The 15,052-nt window shown below is 54.8% G+C and carries 17 protein-coding genes; 7 read left to right on the forward strand and 10 right to left on the reverse strand.

The genetic code is table 11. The features are described from left to right. Positions 1–25: 25 nt before the first annotated feature. Positions 26–484, forward strand: coding sequence for an ATPase (locus KF947_RS10330; protein WP_227406187.1), 459 nt, complete (start codon positions 26–28; stop codon positions 482–484). Further along, entirely contained in the window at positions 477–2,789 is a 2,313-nt protein-coding gene (locus KF947_RS10335) for a heavy metal translocating P-type ATPase (RefSeq protein ID WP_227406188.1), read from the forward strand. Before KF947_RS10330 ends, KF947_RS10335 begins: the two co-directional genes overlap by 8 nt. On the opposite strand, the gene KF947_RS10340 is transcribed toward KF947_RS10335, so the two are convergent. Then, a complete protein-coding gene (locus tag KF947_RS10340) occupies positions 2,766–3,155 on the reverse strand; it encodes a DUF423 domain-containing protein (protein WP_227406189.1) in 390 nt (129 codons plus the stop codon). The two genes, KF947_RS10335 and KF947_RS10340, sit on opposite strands and share 24 nt — an antisense overlap. Positions 3,156–3,292: 137 nt before the next feature. On the opposite strand from KF947_RS10340, the gene thiS reads away from it, so the two are divergent. The 3 genes from thiS to trmB are packed head-to-tail and all read left to right on the forward strand — an operon-like array spanning position 3,293 to position 5,105. Next, positions 3,293–3,499 carry a sulfur carrier protein ThiS gene (gene thiS, locus KF947_RS10345; RefSeq protein WP_088700159.1) on the forward strand — a complete coding sequence of 69 codons (207 nt, stop codon included), beginning with the start codon at positions 3,293–3,295 and terminating at the stop codon, positions 3,497–3,499. 10 nt (positions 3,500–3,509) lie between these two features. Beyond that, complete coding sequence (locus KF947_RS10350; protein WP_227406190.1) at positions 3,510–4,319, forward strand: thiazole synthase; 810 nt, start codon at positions 3,510–3,512, stop codon at positions 4,317–4,319. Between the two features lie 15 nt (positions 4,320–4,334). Next, positions 4,335–5,105, forward strand: a complete 771-nt coding sequence (gene trmB, locus KF947_RS10355) for a tRNA (guanosine(46)-N7)-methyltransferase TrmB (protein WP_227406191.1) — start codon at positions 4,335–4,337, stop codon at positions 5,103–5,105. 64 nt (positions 5,106–5,169) lie between these two features. Here trmB and KF947_RS10360 read toward each other — a convergent pair whose 3' ends face one another. The 4 genes from KF947_RS10360 to KF947_RS10375 form a co-directional block, all read right to left on the reverse strand. Continuing rightward, the gene (locus tag KF947_RS10360; RefSeq protein WP_227406192.1) at positions 5,170–5,772 is read right to left on the reverse strand and encodes a glutathione S-transferase N-terminal domain-containing protein; all 603 of its coding nucleotides are present in this window, start codon (positions 5,770–5,772) and stop codon (positions 5,170–5,172) included. 54 nt (positions 5,773–5,826) lie between these two features. Then, complete coding sequence (locus KF947_RS10365) at positions 5,827–6,822, reverse strand: 2-hydroxyacid dehydrogenase (RefSeq protein WP_227406193.1); 996 nt, start codon at positions 6,820–6,822, stop codon at positions 5,827–5,829. A 5-nt stretch (positions 6,823–6,827) separates the two neighbouring features. After that, positions 6,828–7,739: an ectoine hydroxylase gene (gene thpD / locus KF947_RS10370; RefSeq protein WP_223288402.1), complete on the reverse strand. Its 912-nt coding sequence runs from the start codon at positions 7,737–7,739 to the stop codon at positions 6,828–6,830. A 747-nt stretch (positions 7,740–8,486) separates the two neighbouring features. Then, positions 8,487–9,401, reverse strand: a complete 915-nt coding sequence (locus tag KF947_RS10375; protein WP_223288401.1) for an AEC family transporter — start codon at positions 9,399–9,401, stop codon at positions 8,487–8,489. Positions 9,402–9,507: 106 nt separating this feature from the next. Between KF947_RS10375 and KF947_RS10380 the strand changes: the two genes are divergently transcribed. Then, the gene (locus KF947_RS10380) at positions 9,508–10,011 is read left to right on the forward strand and encodes a hypothetical protein (RefSeq protein ID WP_227406194.1); all 504 of its coding nucleotides are present in this window, start codon (positions 9,508–9,510) and stop codon (positions 10,009–10,011) included. A 5-nt stretch (positions 10,012–10,016) separates the two neighbouring features. Then, a complete protein-coding gene (locus tag KF947_RS10385; protein ID WP_133733626.1) occupies positions 10,017–10,610 on the forward strand; it encodes an SCO family protein in 594 nt (197 codons plus the stop codon). Between the two features lie 13 nt (positions 10,611–10,623). On the opposite strand, the gene KF947_RS10390 is transcribed toward KF947_RS10385, so the two are convergent. From KF947_RS10390 to KF947_RS10410, 5 genes are all read right to left on the reverse strand, one after another. Then, on the reverse strand, positions 10,624–11,730 hold the full coding sequence (locus KF947_RS10390) for a PHB depolymerase family esterase (protein ID WP_227406195.1): 1,107 nt from the start codon (positions 11,728–11,730) through the stop codon (positions 10,624–10,626). A 3-nt stretch (positions 11,731–11,733) separates the two neighbouring features. Further along, positions 11,734–12,414 (reverse strand): FKBP-type peptidyl-prolyl cis-trans isomerase, encoded by a 681-nt coding sequence (locus KF947_RS10395; RefSeq protein WP_227406196.1) that lies wholly within the window; start codon positions 12,412–12,414, stop codon positions 11,734–11,736. A 133-nt stretch (positions 12,415–12,547) separates the two neighbouring features. Next, on the reverse strand, positions 12,548–12,991 hold the full coding sequence (locus KF947_RS10400) for a universal stress protein (RefSeq protein WP_088700144.1): 444 nt from the start codon (positions 12,989–12,991) through the stop codon (positions 12,548–12,550). A gap of 21 nt (positions 12,992–13,012) precedes the next feature. Beyond that, entirely contained in the window at positions 13,013–14,296 is a 1,284-nt protein-coding gene (locus tag KF947_RS10405) for a TRAP transporter large permease (RefSeq protein WP_227406197.1), read from the reverse strand. 30 nt (positions 14,297–14,326) lie between these two features. Further along, positions 14,327–14,905 carry a TRAP transporter small permease gene (locus tag KF947_RS10410; protein WP_133732167.1) on the reverse strand — a complete coding sequence of 193 codons (579 nt, stop codon included), beginning with the start codon at positions 14,903–14,905 and terminating at the stop codon, positions 14,327–14,329. Positions 14,906–15,052: the final 147 nt, after the last annotated feature.

Consider the following 15,052-nt stretch of genomic DNA (forward strand, 5'->3'; position numbering starts at 1 on the left):
GTTAATAGCGTTATAGGAGCTACCCATGGACGTCAGAACCTTTGGTGAATTGATCGATTGGACGCGTCAGCTACACAAGCATCTTGCTGATTGCCTTGCCCATTGCGCCGATCAACACCAAGAAGAACGCGCTCGCATGTTGCTCAGTTACTTAGCTACACAGGAATCGGAAATGCAGCGCGTTGTGGCGCGCTTTGAACAGACTGCTGATGCAAAAGCATTAAAAACCTACGCTTATGACTATTTGGAGCATAAACCTATCCGTACGCATCGTACCTGCGATGCTCCCTACGCTAAGCTGAGTGTTGACGACATTTGCCGAGAGGTTTTTGATTTCCATGAACAAACAATAAATCTTTATCGAACCCTCGTCGGCAAAGCGGAAATTCCTGAAACCAAAGATCTCCTAGAGTCTCTTTTGGATCTTGAAGAGCACGAAGCCATGCGCCTTGTTCGCCAAACGGGGAGAATGAACGATGTCTGAAGACCATGCCGAAAGAAAGGTGAAAGACCCTGTTTGTGGCATGGATGTTGACCCCCATGCCACTCACCACCATGCCCATCACGTGGGTAAGGACTGGTACTTCTGCTCAGAAAAGTGTCGAGATAAGTTTGTTACCAAGCCTGACGCGTACCTTGGGCCAAGCAAACAGTCACTAGCGTCAGTATCCTCGGGTTCTATTTATACTTGCCCGATGCACCCCGAAGTTCGACGAGAAGGGCCAGGCGACTGCCCTATCTGCGGCATGGCGTTGGAACCTGAGACCGTCTCTGCTGACACCAGCCCTTCAGACGAACTCAAGGACATGACCAGGCGTTTCTGGATCGGCCTAGTACTGACCCTGCCCGTGTTTGCCCTAGAAATGGGTGGCCACGTGTTTGGCCTTATGCATTTTATTTCCCAGCAAACCTCTAACTGGATTCAACTACTGCTGGCAACGCCGGTAGTCGTCTGGGCAGGTTGGCCATTCTTTGTACGCGGATGGCATTCGCTAGTGCATCGCAGCCTTAATATGTTCACGCTAATCGCGATCGGTACCGGCACCGCGTTGATCTACAGTTTGCTGGCCACCCTCGCTCCGGGCATCTTTCCCGATGCATTCCGACAAGCCGATGGCTCAGTGGCCGTTTATTTCGAAGCAGCGGCAGTGATTGTCGTTTTAGTTTTACTGGGACAAGTATTAGAGCTACGCGCTCGTGAAAAAACCTCTGGCGCTATTCGCGCCCTGCTCGACCTAGCGCCCGCTACCGCTCTACGCCTTGATGGTCAGGGCAATGAGGAAGATATCTCCCTTGATCAGGTTCAGGTCGGGGATCGTCTACGGGTGCGCCCCGGCGATAAGGTGCCATTAGATGGCGAAGTGATGGAAGGTCGCTCCAACGTTGACGAATCTATGGTTACCGGCGAACCACTAGCGGTGAAAAAAGAAGTTGGCGATGGCGTCATTGGTGGCAGTATCAATGGCCAAGGATCATTTGTCATGCGCGCTGACAAGGTCGGCCAGGACACCATGCTGTCGCAGATTGTGCAAATGGTCGCCAGCGCCCAGCGTAGCCGCGCACCCATTCAAGGGCTTGCCGACAAAGTCGCCAGCGTCTTTGTACCCGTCGTTATTCTCATTGCCGTTGTGGCTTTCATCGCTTGGTCAGTGTGGGGCCCTACCCCGCCGATGGCGTTTGGCCTGATTGCGGCGGTTAGTGTTCTGATCATTGCCTGTCCGTGCGCGCTAGGCCTCGCTACCCCCATGTCGATTATGGTGGGCGTAGGGCGCGGAGCCCAGTTAGGCGTGTTGATCCGCGACGCCGAAGCTCTTGAACGTCTAGAGAAAGTCGACACCGTCGTCGTCGACAAAACCGGCACGCTTACCGAAGGCAAACCACGAGTGACCGAGTTGATTCCCACTGAGGGCATTGCTGAATCGGAGCTTTTGCGCTTGGTAGCTAGTCTTGAGCGAGGCAGCGAGCATCCCTTGGCCCATGCAATAGTCGAAAAGGCTAAAAAGGCAGAGGTAAAATTAACAGAAGCGTTGGACTTCGAGGCTCCCAACGGCATGGGCGTTATAGGCCAGATAGATGGCAAGCGTATTGCCCTGGGCAACCGGCTCTTGATGGAAAGCGAAGGCGTTAACACCCAGTCTCAAGACACACATTCCGATCAATTGCGCAGTGACGGTGCTACGGTCATCTTTGCGAGCATCGACGGGAATTTGGCTGGGCTTCTCGCCATTGCCGATCCGGTCAAGGAGACCACCGAAGAAGCTATCCGTTCACTACAGGCTGAAGGCATTCGAGTGGTAATGCTGACAGGCGATAATCGTACCTCCGCAGAAGCTGTGGCGCGTCGGCTAGGCATTGATGAGGTCGAAGCTGAAGTACTTCCAGAAGACAAGGGCCGAGTGATTCAGCATCTCCGCGATGAAGGGCGCATTGTTGTCATGGCCGGCGACGGCGTGAACGATGCACCTGCGCTGGCTACAGCTGATGTCGGCATTGCAATGGGAACCGGCACCGATGTGGCAATAGAAAGCGCTGGGGTTACCCTACTACGAGGGGATCTTACCGGTATTGCCACGGCGCATAAGCTCTCAAAAGCCACCATGCGCAATATCCGCCAAAATCTCTTTTTTGCCTTTGCTTACAACGCGGCAGGCATCCCCATTGCCGCAGGGATTTTGTACCCCTTCACAGGTATTTTGTTATCACCGATTATCGCCGCAGCGGCGATGTCCCTCTCGTCAGTGAGCGTGATTGGCAACGCGTTACGGCTACGTATGACGGCGCTGCGCTAGCAGGGCTACCGCTCCAAGCGCCAACCAACCGGCCATCAACAGTAGCCCGCCAATAGGGGTGACAATGCCAAGGTTCAGCCCCGCCAGCGCCATCAAGTAGAGCGAGCCTGAAAAACACGACATGCCAAGCGCCCACAGCGCCAGCACCCAGCGTTGTCCGGCAAGCGGCTGCACTTGGCGCCATACCAGCACGATCATGACGGCAAGCGTGTGCCAGGCCTGATAGCGCACGCCGGTTTCAACCGCACTCACCATCGCTTCTGTGGTGCGCGCCGCCAGGCCATGGGCGGCATAGGCGCCTAGCATTACCATCATGGCGCCCGAGAGCGCCGCGATACACCACCACACTTTATCTATTCGTTGCACGCTGCTCTCCTACTCCTATTGTGGGTGGCATCCATCGCGCTGATTGCACCTACGGCTTACCTTGCGCGGTGCGAAACCGCTACAATAGAGAATGCCTTAAAGAACGAACTACCACGACGAATGAGACACGCCTATCTATGTCTATCCAGATACGTCTAAACGGCGAACCCCATACGCTGTCGACCGGCCTAACCGCCGCTGACTTAGTTGAACAGCTGGGCCTTAGCGGTCGTCGTATCGCCGTCGAAATTAACGAAGAGATCGTCCCCCGCAGCCAACACGCCGACACCCGCCTGGTCGATGGTGACCAAGTGGAAGTGGTTCACGCGATTGGCGGCGGCTAAAGGAAACACTATGACCCAACAAACGCATGTAGCGCTAGCCGATACCCTGCTAACCATCGCCGGACGCGATTTTCACTCGCGCCTGCTGGTTGGAACAGGCAAGTACAAAGACTTTACCGAAACCGGCGCCGCCATTGCCCAAAGCGGCGCTGAAATCGTGACCTTTGCGGTACGCCGCACTAATTTAGGCCAGGACGCCGATGCGCCCAACCTGCTAGACGTTATTTCCCCCGAACGCTACACCCTGCTGCCCAATACCGCCGGTTGCTACAACGCTAAAGATGCCGTTCGCACCTGCCGCCTGGCCCGCGAACTGCTCGACGGTCACAATCTGGTCAAGCTGGAAGTGCTCGGCGACGATCACACGCTTTACCCCAATGTGGTCGAGACGCTAAAAGCCGCTGAAACGCTGCTTGCTGATGGCTTTGACGTCATGGTGTACACCAGCGACGACCCTATTGTGGCACGCGAACTAGAAGCCATGGGCTGCTGCGCCATCATGCCGCTAGGCTCACTGATTGGCTCGGGTCACGGCATTCAGAATCCGCACAACGTGCGTTTGATCGTTGAGCAGAGCAAGGTACCGGTACTGGTGGATGCGGGCATTGGCACGGCGTCAGACGCTGCCATGGCGATGGAACTCGGTTGCGACGGTGTGCTGCTGAATACCGCCATTGCCCACGCCCGCGAGCCGCTGCGCATGGCCAACGCCATGAAGCTGGCCGTGGAAGCCGGGCGCGATGCGTTTTTAGCCGGACGTATGCCGCGCCGCCAATCCGCCGATCCTTCTTCACCTTTCGCTGGCCGTATTAACGGTTAATTAATTCGAGACCCCATGACTGAACCCAACGATACCGGACCAGAAAGTCACACCGCGCCCGAAAGCAACGCCACCACAGGCCCGGAAGGTACGGATGCACCGCTGCACCGCCGCGGCATTAAAAGCTACGTGATCCGCGCGGGGCGTATGACCCAGGCCCAGAACCGTGGCTTAGAAGATATCTGGCCGCGCTTTGGCCTGACCATCGCCGACGGTCGTCAAGACCTGGACGCCCTGTTTGGCCGTAAGGCACCGCGGGTCGTAGAAATCGGCTTTGGCATGGGTAACTCGCTGATAGAACAGGCCGAGACTCATCCAGACACCGACTTTATCGGCATTGAAGTCCACGCCCCCGGTGTTGGCAAGCTGTTGGATGAAGTCGATAAACGCGGCCTGACCAATCTCCGCGTTTACCGGGAAGACGCCCTGGCGGTGCTGGAGCAGTGCCTGCCCGAAGGCTCGCTAACCACGCTGCAGCTGTTCTTCCCCGACCCCTGGCCGAAGAAGAAGCATCACAAACGGCGCATCGTGCAGCCTGCCTTTGTTGAGCTGATCCGCACTCGCCTGATGCCCGGCGGCACCTTCCATATGGCCACCGACTGGGAAGCCTACGCAGAGTGGATGGCCGAGGTAATGGAAGCGGCCCCCGGTTATGCCAATACCGCCAGCGCGGAAACCGCACCGTACGTGCCACGCCCGGCGTTCCGCCCGCTAACCAAGTTTGAAGCACGCGGCGAAAAACTGGGTCACGGGGTTTGGGATTTGATCTATCGCCGGGAGGGGTGAATCTACGGGCTGTCTCCACCTCGCGATGGCCTAGTCTTTATGCGCTATCTGAAATAGTGGGTTCCTACTCAAATTCAGTTAGCGCAAAGCTCTCGCCCTCCACCACCTTCGCCTGCCAAGCATGTAGCGTCGGGTAGCGGTTTTGCCAATCAAAGGCCGGTAGGCGAAAACTGATATACGCCAGCGCCACGGCAACGGTAATCGTCCCCAGGGTGCGCTGGGCACTGCCTGCCAGCACGCTGGGGTGGGCATTAAGTGTTATCAGGGTGCGTTCGATCGCTTTTAAACGGCGCTGCCCCAACAGCGTCGTATCCACTTCGTGGCCACTATGTTTGCGGCCGATCACCACGTTAAAGGCGGCGTCCATCAAGCCCTGCCCCAACCCTGCCAGCGCCAGGGTTTCCGCTAATGTTTTACTGGGCATCAGAGACGGCCCTTCGCCCACTGTATCCAGATAGTGAGCAATCAACAGCGACTCGGTGAGCACATCACCCTCGTCGGTTACCAGCGTTGGAATACGGCTAAGCGGCGTAATCTGCAACAGTTCGCTATCCGCCGCCCAAGGGTCGCACCAGCAAAGCTCGGTGCGCTCGATCAGCTGCTTTTCATAGAGACACACGCGCACAACGCGTGCATAGGGAGAAGAGGTATTTAAATAGAGCTGCATGGGGCGGTCTCCTGATTATTTTAAAGTGTATGCACTAGCAGCTTAAAGTTATATTTACTTGGCGCTAACCACCCGATGCATGGTGCCACTTCCACTTTCAAAAGCGTCGATGTTCGCCAGCGTGGTCTCGGCGATATTGGTCAGCGCCTCGGCAGTGAAGAAAGCCTGATGACCGGTGATCAGTACATTATGGAAGGTCGTTAGGCGCATAAACTGATCGTCGTCAATCACGCCCTGGGAGAGGTCTTCAAAGAACAGCTGCTCTTCCTCTTCGTAAACATCCAACCCTAAGCGGCCAATTTTGCCACTTTTCAGGCCTGCTATCACAGCTTGGGTATCGACCACCCTTCCGCGGCCGGTGTTGATCAGCATGACGCCCTCCTTCATTTGCGCGATGGCGTCAGCATCAATCAAATGGTGAGTCTCAGGCGTTAACGGGCAGTGCAGCGAGATAATGTCGGCGCTGGCAAATAGCGTTGCTAGCGGCACGTACTCAACAAAGGATTTAGCAGCCGGGCTGGGAAACGGGTCGCTGGCCACTACCCGACAACCAAAGCCGTGCATAATATCGGCAAAAATCAGCCCGATATGCCCCGTGCCAATAACGCCCACGGTTTTACCTTGCAGGTCGAACCCCAGCAGGCCATCCAGGGCAAAATTGCCCTCCCGCACCCGGTTGTAGGCGCGATAAGTCATGCGATTAAGGCTTAGCACTAGGGCGACCGCGTGTTCTGCCACTGCGTGGGGGGAATAGGCGGGCACCCGTACCACCGTAATGCCCAACCGTTCGGCGGTAGCTAAATCAACATGATTAAAGCCCGCCGAACGCAGCGCCACTAACCTTGTGCCACCGTTATGCAGTTGCTCTAACACGGTGGCATCAAGGCAGTCATTAACAAAGGCGCAAACCGCATCAAAGCCGTTAGCCAAAGGGGCCGTATCAGCCGTTAGACGCGCCTCCAAAAAGCTCAAGGAGTGTCGCTCCCCTGCGTTAGCGCGAGTAATAAAAGTGCGATCGTAGGGTTTAGCGCTGAATACGGCGATGCGCATTGGCATTACTCATTAAGCGGTTTAAGCGGCTCCCATTCCGAACGATTGGCCAGAAACTCAGGCCTCGGTCGATTGCCGCAGTAAGGGTCGTGTAGCGTGTTTTCAACGCTATTGTAAACAAAGAACAGATTACTTCTCGGCCAGCAAGACATATTTATGTTCGAGCCGTGCATGGTATTGCATTCAAAGATCACCAGCGATCCGGCGGGCCCCTTAGGCGCCTCGATATCGTTTTCTAACATTAGCTCGCGAAGGCTACTGGCTGGGGGCACGCCCACCTCTTGGCTTTTTAGCGACTCTTTATAGTTATTTTCCGGCGTTCGTCCCACACAGGGAACAAAGTACTGATGCGAACCGGGGATTAGCATGAGTGGACCGTTAAACTCCCCGTTGTCAGTGAGTACTATAGAGCAACTTAACGCACGCATACGCGGCATGCCATCTTCGCTATGCCATGTTTCAAAGTCGGAGTGCCACTCAAAACCTTTGCCTTTGAAGCCTGGCTTATAGTTAATGCGTGACTGGTGGATATACACATCGCTGCCCAGCAGTTGCTTGACGATCGCTAACAATTTGGGATCTTGGGTCAAGCGCTGAAAACGTTTTGAAACATCATGAATGCCAAAAACGGTGCGTATCTCTTCACGTCCTGGCTCAAGGATAGTGCCTTCTGAGAGCTTGAGATCAGCATCGTCTTCATACTCACGCAGCTCTTGAAGAAAAGCCTGCATATCATCGGCGTCAAAAAAGCCTTCAAATGACAGAAACCCCTTTTTCTCGTACTCATCAATTTCTGACTTGCTCAAAGGGCCATTCGCAAGCTGTGATTCATCGCCATATACCACGGGATCAATACGCTTAAACATTCCCAACTTTCGTTCCAAGCGAGTCGGGAAAAGATCTTGTGTATCGCTCATAGCAAACTCCTCCGTTAGTGTGCTTATTAATAAACGCCTTTAAACGCTACTTATAAAACGTAGACGCCAAAGCGCCCCCAAGCAATGACACATGTCATCCTGCGTCGCTACAGCGGTTTTTGTATTAAAAATATAAGCGGCTAAGCGCATACACGTAGCCAAAAATCGGTAAGCGTAGAGAGCGGGGAAGGTTAGTAGACGCAAAAAAGAAAGCCGCTCCAAGGGAGCGGCAAAAAGACCGTGACTAGCAATGAGAGGGAGAAACCATGACAGGAAACTGGCGGTTTCTGTCGTGGTTGCCAACGTCTCATTAAACGCTGACAACCACAATGTAATAGTTCTCATTTACCGCGTCAATACAAATACGAATATTTTTTATTTACTTTTGATCATAGCAACCTCGCGCCTCTATCTGCACTGTTTCCCAGCGAACAGCGCTGGTTTAACTGACACGTGAGGCAGACAAACACTCAATGAGCGTTTGCACAGATCCTCATTGCGATTGACACAAGATTATAAAAAGAGGGATCCACAAAAAAAGAAAGCCGCTCCATTGGAGCGGCAAAAAGACCGTGACTAGCAATGAGAGGGAGAAACCATGACAGAAAATTGGCGCTGATTCTGAAATCAACAGCTGTCCTGGTTGCCAGCGTCTCATCAAACGCTGACAACCACACTGTAATAGTTCTCATTTACACCGTCAACATAAATACGAATATTTTTTATTTAGCTTTCCCAGCCCTACTCTTAGCTAACCAACTGCAGCCACAGCGGGAGGGTGAGCATGGCCAGTAGGGTTTGGCCAGTAATGATCGCGGCCATCAGCTCGGCATCGCCGCCCAGCTGGCGGGCTAGGATATACGCAGAGGTGGCGGTGGGCAGTGCTGCAAACAGTAGCGCTACGTCGCGGCTTACGGGATCCAGCTGCAAGATCCAAGTGAGTGCCAATACCAGCGCGGGCATGAGCAGCAGTTTAACGCTATTGGTGGCCAGTAAGCCGCGGTCAATGCGCAGCAGTGCCGCTGGGCGCAGCGCCACACCCACGGCCACCAACCCCAACGGCAGCGCCGCACGCCCCAGTAGCTCTACCGTATCCTGACTCCAGCCCGGCAAACCAACGCCCGAAAGGTTCAGGGCGATACCCGCTAGGCAGGCTAGAATCAGCGGGTTTTTAATCAACGCCATGGCACTTTTACCTACGCTAGCACCGCCGAGTGTGCCAGCGGCGACAAAGCTGGCCACGCACATCACATTAACCACTGGCACCATTAGCGCCACAGCGACGGCTGCGGTGGTCGCGCCTAAGCTGCCGTGTAGCGCGGCGGCGCCAGCAACGCCCACATAGGTATTAAAACGTACCGCGCCTTGAAATACCGACGTAAACGCCGCGGGCGTTAGCTGTAGCCAGCCACGCAAACGCCACAGCAGTAAGCCAAACAGCGCCATCGCGCCCAACAGCACCAGCGCCAAGCGGCCGACCGGCACTTGGTTTACATCCGCAGTGGCCAAGGTGCCCACCAGCATGGCCGGAAACAGCACAAAGTAGATCAGCCGCTCCATATGCGGCCAAAAGGTGTCGCTGGGCCAGCGCCAATAGCCAAGCACGGCGCCCAGTAAGATCAACAGAAATAGTGGGCCTAAGGCACCAGTGATACTCTCCATTTACGTCCCTTTTGCCTGCGACATCCCAGCACAGCGATATCGGCGCGATTGCTGTTACCATGGCAATGATTCCCCGCCCCACGGCTTGCGTAGCGATTATTCTGCCATGAAGATGACATCAAAACCTGCACACCCGGCGGGCTTTCCCGCCTTAAGGGTACTGATACTGGTCACTGGCTTGGCGCTAGCGGCCTGCGCGTGGTATGCCTTTTCACATTGGCTACACCGCGACAGTGATGTGACATGGTTTCCCCCCACTTCAAGCTGCAACCTGCATGCAGCGCCCTGCTCTGCCACTTTGGGCGATAAGGGCCGCATCACGCTCGCGGTTCAGGCAAATGGGCAAATCGATGCACTGGAGATATTACCACTGGAAGTAGAAGTCGATGGTGTAACGGCCACCCAGGTCGAAGTAGATTTTATTGGTCGAGATATGGATTTGGGGCTACACCGTTTTGCCCTTAGCGCAGGTGCTCCCGGCCATTTTGAAGGTCAAGGCCAAGTGGGCATTTGCACTCAAAACGTTATGCCCTGGCGTGCACGTGTCATACTGGAAACCGCAGAAGGCAAGGTAGGCAGTTGGTTCGATTTTGACGTAATTCGGAGTTAACGCATATGGCAAGGAAACCGTTATGGCTAGGCGCGGCGTTGGTCGCGGTTTTGCTGGTGGTCAGCGGCATAGGCCTCTATCAGTATGCCTTCGCCCCCCAAGAGGGCGAACCGGTAGGAGGCCCAGTTGAACTGCCCTCTACCCAGGGTGATTTCTCGTTAACCCAGTTAGACGACGATCAAGTCGCGATTCTTTCCTTTGGCTACACCTACTGCCCCGATATTTGTCCCATGACCCAGTCGGTTAAGCGTCAAGCCCTGTCCCAACTCTCCGAAGAGCAGCGCGAGCGGGTAGTGCCAGTGATGATTACCGTTGACCCCGAACGCGACACTATCGCGCGCATGCAGGAGTACATGGGCTTTTTCGGCGAGGAGTTTATCGGCGCGGTAGGCAGCCAGGAACAGCTTGAAGATGTCGCCTCACGCTATGGGGTGATATGGCGGAAAGTCGAAGCGCCGGATTCCGCAATGGACTACACCATTGATCACAGCGCCTCGCTCTTTTTGGTTAATCGCGAGGGCGATATTCTTCAGCGAGTGCTCTACTCACCGACCCCGCATGGGTTAGTTTCCGCATTAGAGAGCGAACTAGACGGTTAAGCGCAGTTTCTTCTTAATCGGCTTGTTCGGGTGCCGCCTGTAAACGATCCAGCATCGCCAGCAGCGCGCCAATCTGGGTACCGCTACGGGTATCGTGCTGCGGGCTTAACTGCCAGGTACTTTCAGCAAATCCCCACCAATCCCAGCAGCCCTGCGGGTTCGCCATACTGCTTTCTGCCTGAGGATAGAGCACGATTTGCTGATGCGCTGCCGCCCAGGCATTGAGCCCGGTGTAGCGTATAAACGTATCGCCAATGGCTTCTGCATTCATTTGGCAGCCGTGGAGCGCCAACGTTACCGGGCACTCGCCCGCTTCGCAGCCTTCGGGTATAAACACATAGCCGGTGTCGGCTAGGCCTTTTACCGCAAATTCAGACTGATCAAACGCGACGAGTTCACCACCTTGCTCACCCTCTTGTTCGCTACTACGCTCACCAGCACCAGAGACTTCCCGTTCGGGGTAGAGCCAATCCAGCATTTCTCCGGCAATATTGTCATCGCAGGATAATAGGAAACTGCCGCCCCCCTGACGACAATCGCCCCACTCCTGAGGCCCGGGGGCGGCTTCACTGGGCAACCGTATCGGCCAGCCATGTCCCGCATTTTCACTGCGCGCAACGCGTAGCTGATCAGGCGAAGCAAGCCACTGCTGCCACTGCTCAGCAAGCAGGTCGCCGAGCTGTGGCTCAACCACTTCATCCTCTTCGCCGTGCCATAAGTAGGCCCTAAGCTGGCTAAGCGCCTCAGCGCTGCCAACCTGTTCAAGCTCAATATAGCGCTGGTGGCGAGCCTCCAATTCATCTAGCGAAGGCAAGCCACGGCGGGTCATCATGCACTGATTAAGCGCCAAACTGAGCGAGCCCTGGGCGCAGCTCCAGGGTCCTGCTGCCAGTACACCTAGGCCACTAAACCGCTCGGGCCAAGCTACCGCTAGCTGGGTCGCCATATAACCACCCGACGATACCCCCACTACGCTGGCCTGCTCACTCGCAGCACTCAGGGCGGGCAGATCCTCAGGCTCACTGTCCGTCTCGGCCTGCGCTAGCAGCGGCGTGCAAAGACCTAAGCAAACCAGTGCCTGGGCGAGAGAATGCAGGCTAGAAGTGGGGTGTGAGATCATCGCTTATTCGACGCCTAGCAAATCAACGCGGAAGGTCAGTACTTCGTTAGGCCCGATCGGCCCCTGGCCATTCTCGCCATAAGCAATATCCGCAGGGATGTAAAGCATCCAGCTATCGCCAACGCTCATCATCTGCAGCGCTTCCTGCCAACCTTCGATGACCTGATTGGTCTGGAAGCTGACGGATTCACCGCGTTCAAAAGAGCTATCGAAGACCGTGCCGTCCAACAGCATGCCTTCGTAGTTCACTTCGACGGTATCTTCAGGGCCAGGCGTGGCGCCATCGCCGGATTCAAGCACTTCATACTGAAGGCCAGAGTCGGTCACGGTCACTTCCTCGCGCTCTGCGTTCTCGGCCAGAAAGGCTTCGCCTTCTTCGAGATTGTTTTGCGCTATCTCTTCAGCTTCGGCTGCACGCGCTTGCATTGACTGCTCTTGGAACGCCATCAACGCTTCGGTCATCTCTTCTTCACTGAGCGCCAAGTCATTACCTTCAAACACATCGCTCATACCGTCGTTGAACGCGTCCAAGTCGAGGTCTTCGATGTCGGCCTGCATGCTTTCACCCAAGGTAACACCCAGGCTGTAAGCCAAGCGCTGTTCATCCGTTTCGGGCGCTGCCGCTGCAAAGGGGGCAACCAAAAGCAAACCTGTCAGAGCCGTGGTAGAGAGCAGTTGTTTCATGAAAGATCCTTTTTTATAGCGGCGCTGAACGCCAAACAGTGTCATACAAAGACTAACACCCACCGCCCCGAGCTGCATCTTCGGGGTGGTGGGTGCCAATAAGACCACAAAATGAGCGAGAGGTTTAGCGGATTTAGACCACCAGAGTAGGGCAGTGCGCCGCGCCCGCCACCCGCTGAGAAACGCTGCCTAGCAGCGGGTTCTTTTCGCCATTGGTGCCCTGGGCGCCAATCACGATCAGATCGCACTCTCGCTTACGGGCAAAGCGCACAATGATGCGCGAAGGCCGCCCGCCCTTCACAAAAGCACGCACACGGGCACTGTCAGCGCCCAGCTCGATCGCATGGGATTTCGCATGCACGGCGATCTCAGTGGCATACTCTTTTAACGCATCGTCAGGAATATCCAGCTGGTTGGGCCGCACCATAGAGAGCGAAGCTTCCAGCAAGCTATGGTGTTTAAACACGCACAGCAGATAGAGCTCAGCGCCGGTTAGCATTTGCAAACCCACCGCCTTTTCCAGCGCCCTTAAGGCACCTTTAGAACCATCCACCGGGACTAAAATGCGATTAAACATTCGCGTACTCCTTGTGGCTGTTTAGCGGAAGGCAACATCACGCAGGAACAGCGCAATTTGCGGAAACATGATCAGCAGAGCGGCCGCTAAAATCAGCATGAAAATAAACGGTGGAGTGCCTTTGATCACGTCCCAATAGGGGCGCTTGAAAATCGCAATAGCCGTGAAAATATCACACCCAAAGGGCGGGGTTGCCGAGCCTATCGCTACCTGCAGGGTAATCAAAATACCTACCAGCACAGGATCCAGGCCCGTCGCCGCAATGGCGGGCGCGAAGATGGGCGTTAGCACCAGAATGACCACAATTGGATCAACAAACATACAGGCCACAAAGAAGGAGATACAGATGGCAATCAATACGCCCGTTGGGCCAGCTTCATTGACACCCACTGCCTCCAGAATCATTTGGGGGATCTGGGCAAACGAGATAATCCACGAGAAGCCATTACCCACCGCGACTAGGATAAATACCACGGCGGTAATCAAGCCGGTAGATTTGGCGATGGCATAAATGTCGTTCATCTTAAGCGAACGGAAGACCACAAACTCAAGCAAAATGGCATACAGTACACAGGCTGCAGCGGCTTCCGTCGGGCTGAAGATACCGCCATAAATGCCACCAACGATAATGACCGGAAAGCCGAGCGGCCAAAGAGCCTGCCGAACCGCGATTGCACGCTCTTTCCAGCTAGATTTTGCTTCAGTAGGTACGTCTTTCACGATGGCGTAGATAATGCAATAAATCGAGAACATGCACAGGATCATTAGCCCTGGGCCAATCCCAGCAATAAATAGCTCGCCGATAGAGGTGCCCGAGATAACGCCATAAATAATCATGCCGATACTGGGCGGTATCAAGAACGCTATATCGCTGGCATTGATGATCAGCGCCAGCGTGAAAGAGTCCGAGTAGCCCGCTTTAAGCATTTTCGGACGCAGCGGTGAACCAACGGCAACCACGGTCGCCTGAGTAGAGCCAGATACGGCGCCAAACAGTGTACAAGATGCCGCAGTGCTCACCGCCAAGCCGCCTTTAATATGGCCGATAAACGCCATCACCATATCAATCAATCGGTTAGCAGACTGCCCGCGGGTCATGATGTCAGCGGCAAGGATAAACATAGGAACCGCAATCAGTGAGGCTGGGCGTATACCCGCCATCATCTGCTGGATCAGTGTATCCATCTGGCCGAAGCCGTTAAACATCATATAGAAGCCGATTACCGCAGCGGTAATCAGCGGAATCATCATTGGAAAGCCCAGCAGCAGCAGGGCAATCATAGTGGAGACCATTATTGTCGTCATAGCTATTCCCCTAGAGTGCAGTGCTCTGCATCAGACTTCAGTTTCGGTGTCTTTGTAACCATCCACCACACCCGTGGAGAGATACACGTCGTGAGAGGTGAAGTTTTTAACGGCGGTCAGCAGGTATTGAATACCGGTAATCAAAAAGCCCATCGGCACCCATAGGTAGATAATCCAGATCGGCAAGCCCATGGAGGGCAACACCCTGCCTTTGCTATGCAGATCAACAATATAAACCACCGAATAATAGAGCAGGAAAAACATCACAAGCGATGTGAACAGAGCGATGCAGATCATTAGCACTCTGCGCCCACCTACCGGTAGCGCATCGTAGATAGCCGACATGCGAATATGACGGCCGTGGCGCGCGGCATAACCAATACCCGCAAAGGTAATCATGATGATTAAAATGCGGTTTAGCTCACCGGAAAACATGATGCTATTGCCAAATACAAAGCGGGCAACCACGTTGGTGACCGTATTCAGCGCCATTAGCAAAACACCCATCGCGAGAATCACGGCTTCTATTTTGCTAATTGCAGTGTCGATCACGCCTAGTACCCCCGGCAAGCCGGAGCGGTAACTCTTTTCCATCTCTTCATCGGTCATGGCCGGACTCCTTTTGAACGGCTCTAACGGCAACAGTTACGTGCCGTAGGCACAATACACATCGTTGTTCCTCTTCCATCTAGTCCGAACCTATCAAGCCCAGACCTACCTCTTTCCGAGGCGAACAGCTAACCCAAGCGTAACGGC

Origin of the sequence: Halomonas sp. FeN2 (assembly GCF_020595105.1) — a bacterium.
Lineage (GTDB): Bacteria > Pseudomonadota > Gammaproteobacteria > Pseudomonadales > Halomonadaceae > Vreelandella > Vreelandella neptunia.

Coding starts and splice junctions, on each gene's coding strand:
- KF947_RS10405 (WP_227406197.1), bottom strand. CDS start 14,296: ATGACGACAATAATGGTCTCCACTATGATTGCCCTGCTGCTGCTGGGC.
- thiS (WP_088700159.1), top strand. CDS start 3,293: ATGTCTATCCAGATACGTCTAAACGGCGAACCCCATACGCTGTCGACC.
- KF947_RS10395 (WP_227406196.1), bottom strand. CDS start 12,414: ATGAAACAACTGCTCTCTACCACGGCTCTGACAGGTTTGCTTTTGGTT.
- KF947_RS10335 (WP_227406188.1), top strand. CDS start 477: ATGTCTGAAGACCATGCCGAAAGAAAGGTGAAAGACCCTGTTTGTGGC.
- thpD (WP_223288402.1), bottom strand. CDS start 7,739: ATGAGCGATACACAAGATCTTTTCCCGACTCGCTTGGAACGAAAGTTG.
- KF947_RS10330 (WP_227406187.1), top strand. CDS start 26: ATGGACGTCAGAACCTTTGGTGAATTGATCGATTGGACGCGTCAGCTA.
- KF947_RS10390 (WP_227406195.1), bottom strand. CDS start 11,730: ATGATCTCACACCCCACTTCTAGCCTGCATTCTCTCGCCCAGGCACTG.
- KF947_RS10350 (WP_227406190.1), top strand. CDS start 3,510: ATGACCCAACAAACGCATGTAGCGCTAGCCGATACCCTGCTAACCATC.
- KF947_RS10400 (WP_088700144.1), bottom strand. CDS start 12,991: ATGTTTAATCGCATTTTAGTCCCGGTGGATGGTTCTAAAGGTGCCTTA.
- KF947_RS10375 (WP_223288401.1), bottom strand. CDS start 9,401: ATGGAGAGTATCACTGGTGCCTTAGGCCCACTATTTCTGTTGATCTTA.
- KF947_RS10410 (WP_133732167.1), bottom strand. CDS start 14,905: ATGACCGATGAAGAGATGGAAAAGAGTTACCGCTCCGGCTTGCCGGGG.
- KF947_RS10360 (WP_227406192.1), bottom strand. CDS start 5,772: ATGCAGCTCTATTTAAATACCTCTTCTCCCTATGCACGCGTTGTGCGC.
- KF947_RS10380 (WP_227406194.1), top strand. CDS start 9,508: ATGAAGATGACATCAAAACCTGCACACCCGGCGGGCTTTCCCGCCTTA.
- KF947_RS10385 (WP_133733626.1), top strand. CDS start 10,017: ATGGCAAGGAAACCGTTATGGCTAGGCGCGGCGTTGGTCGCGGTTTTG.
- trmB (WP_227406191.1), top strand. CDS start 4,335: ATGACTGAACCCAACGATACCGGACCAGAAAGTCACACCGCGCCCGAA.
- KF947_RS10365 (WP_227406193.1), bottom strand. CDS start 6,822: ATGCGCATCGCCGTATTCAGCGCTAAACCCTACGATCGCACTTTTATT.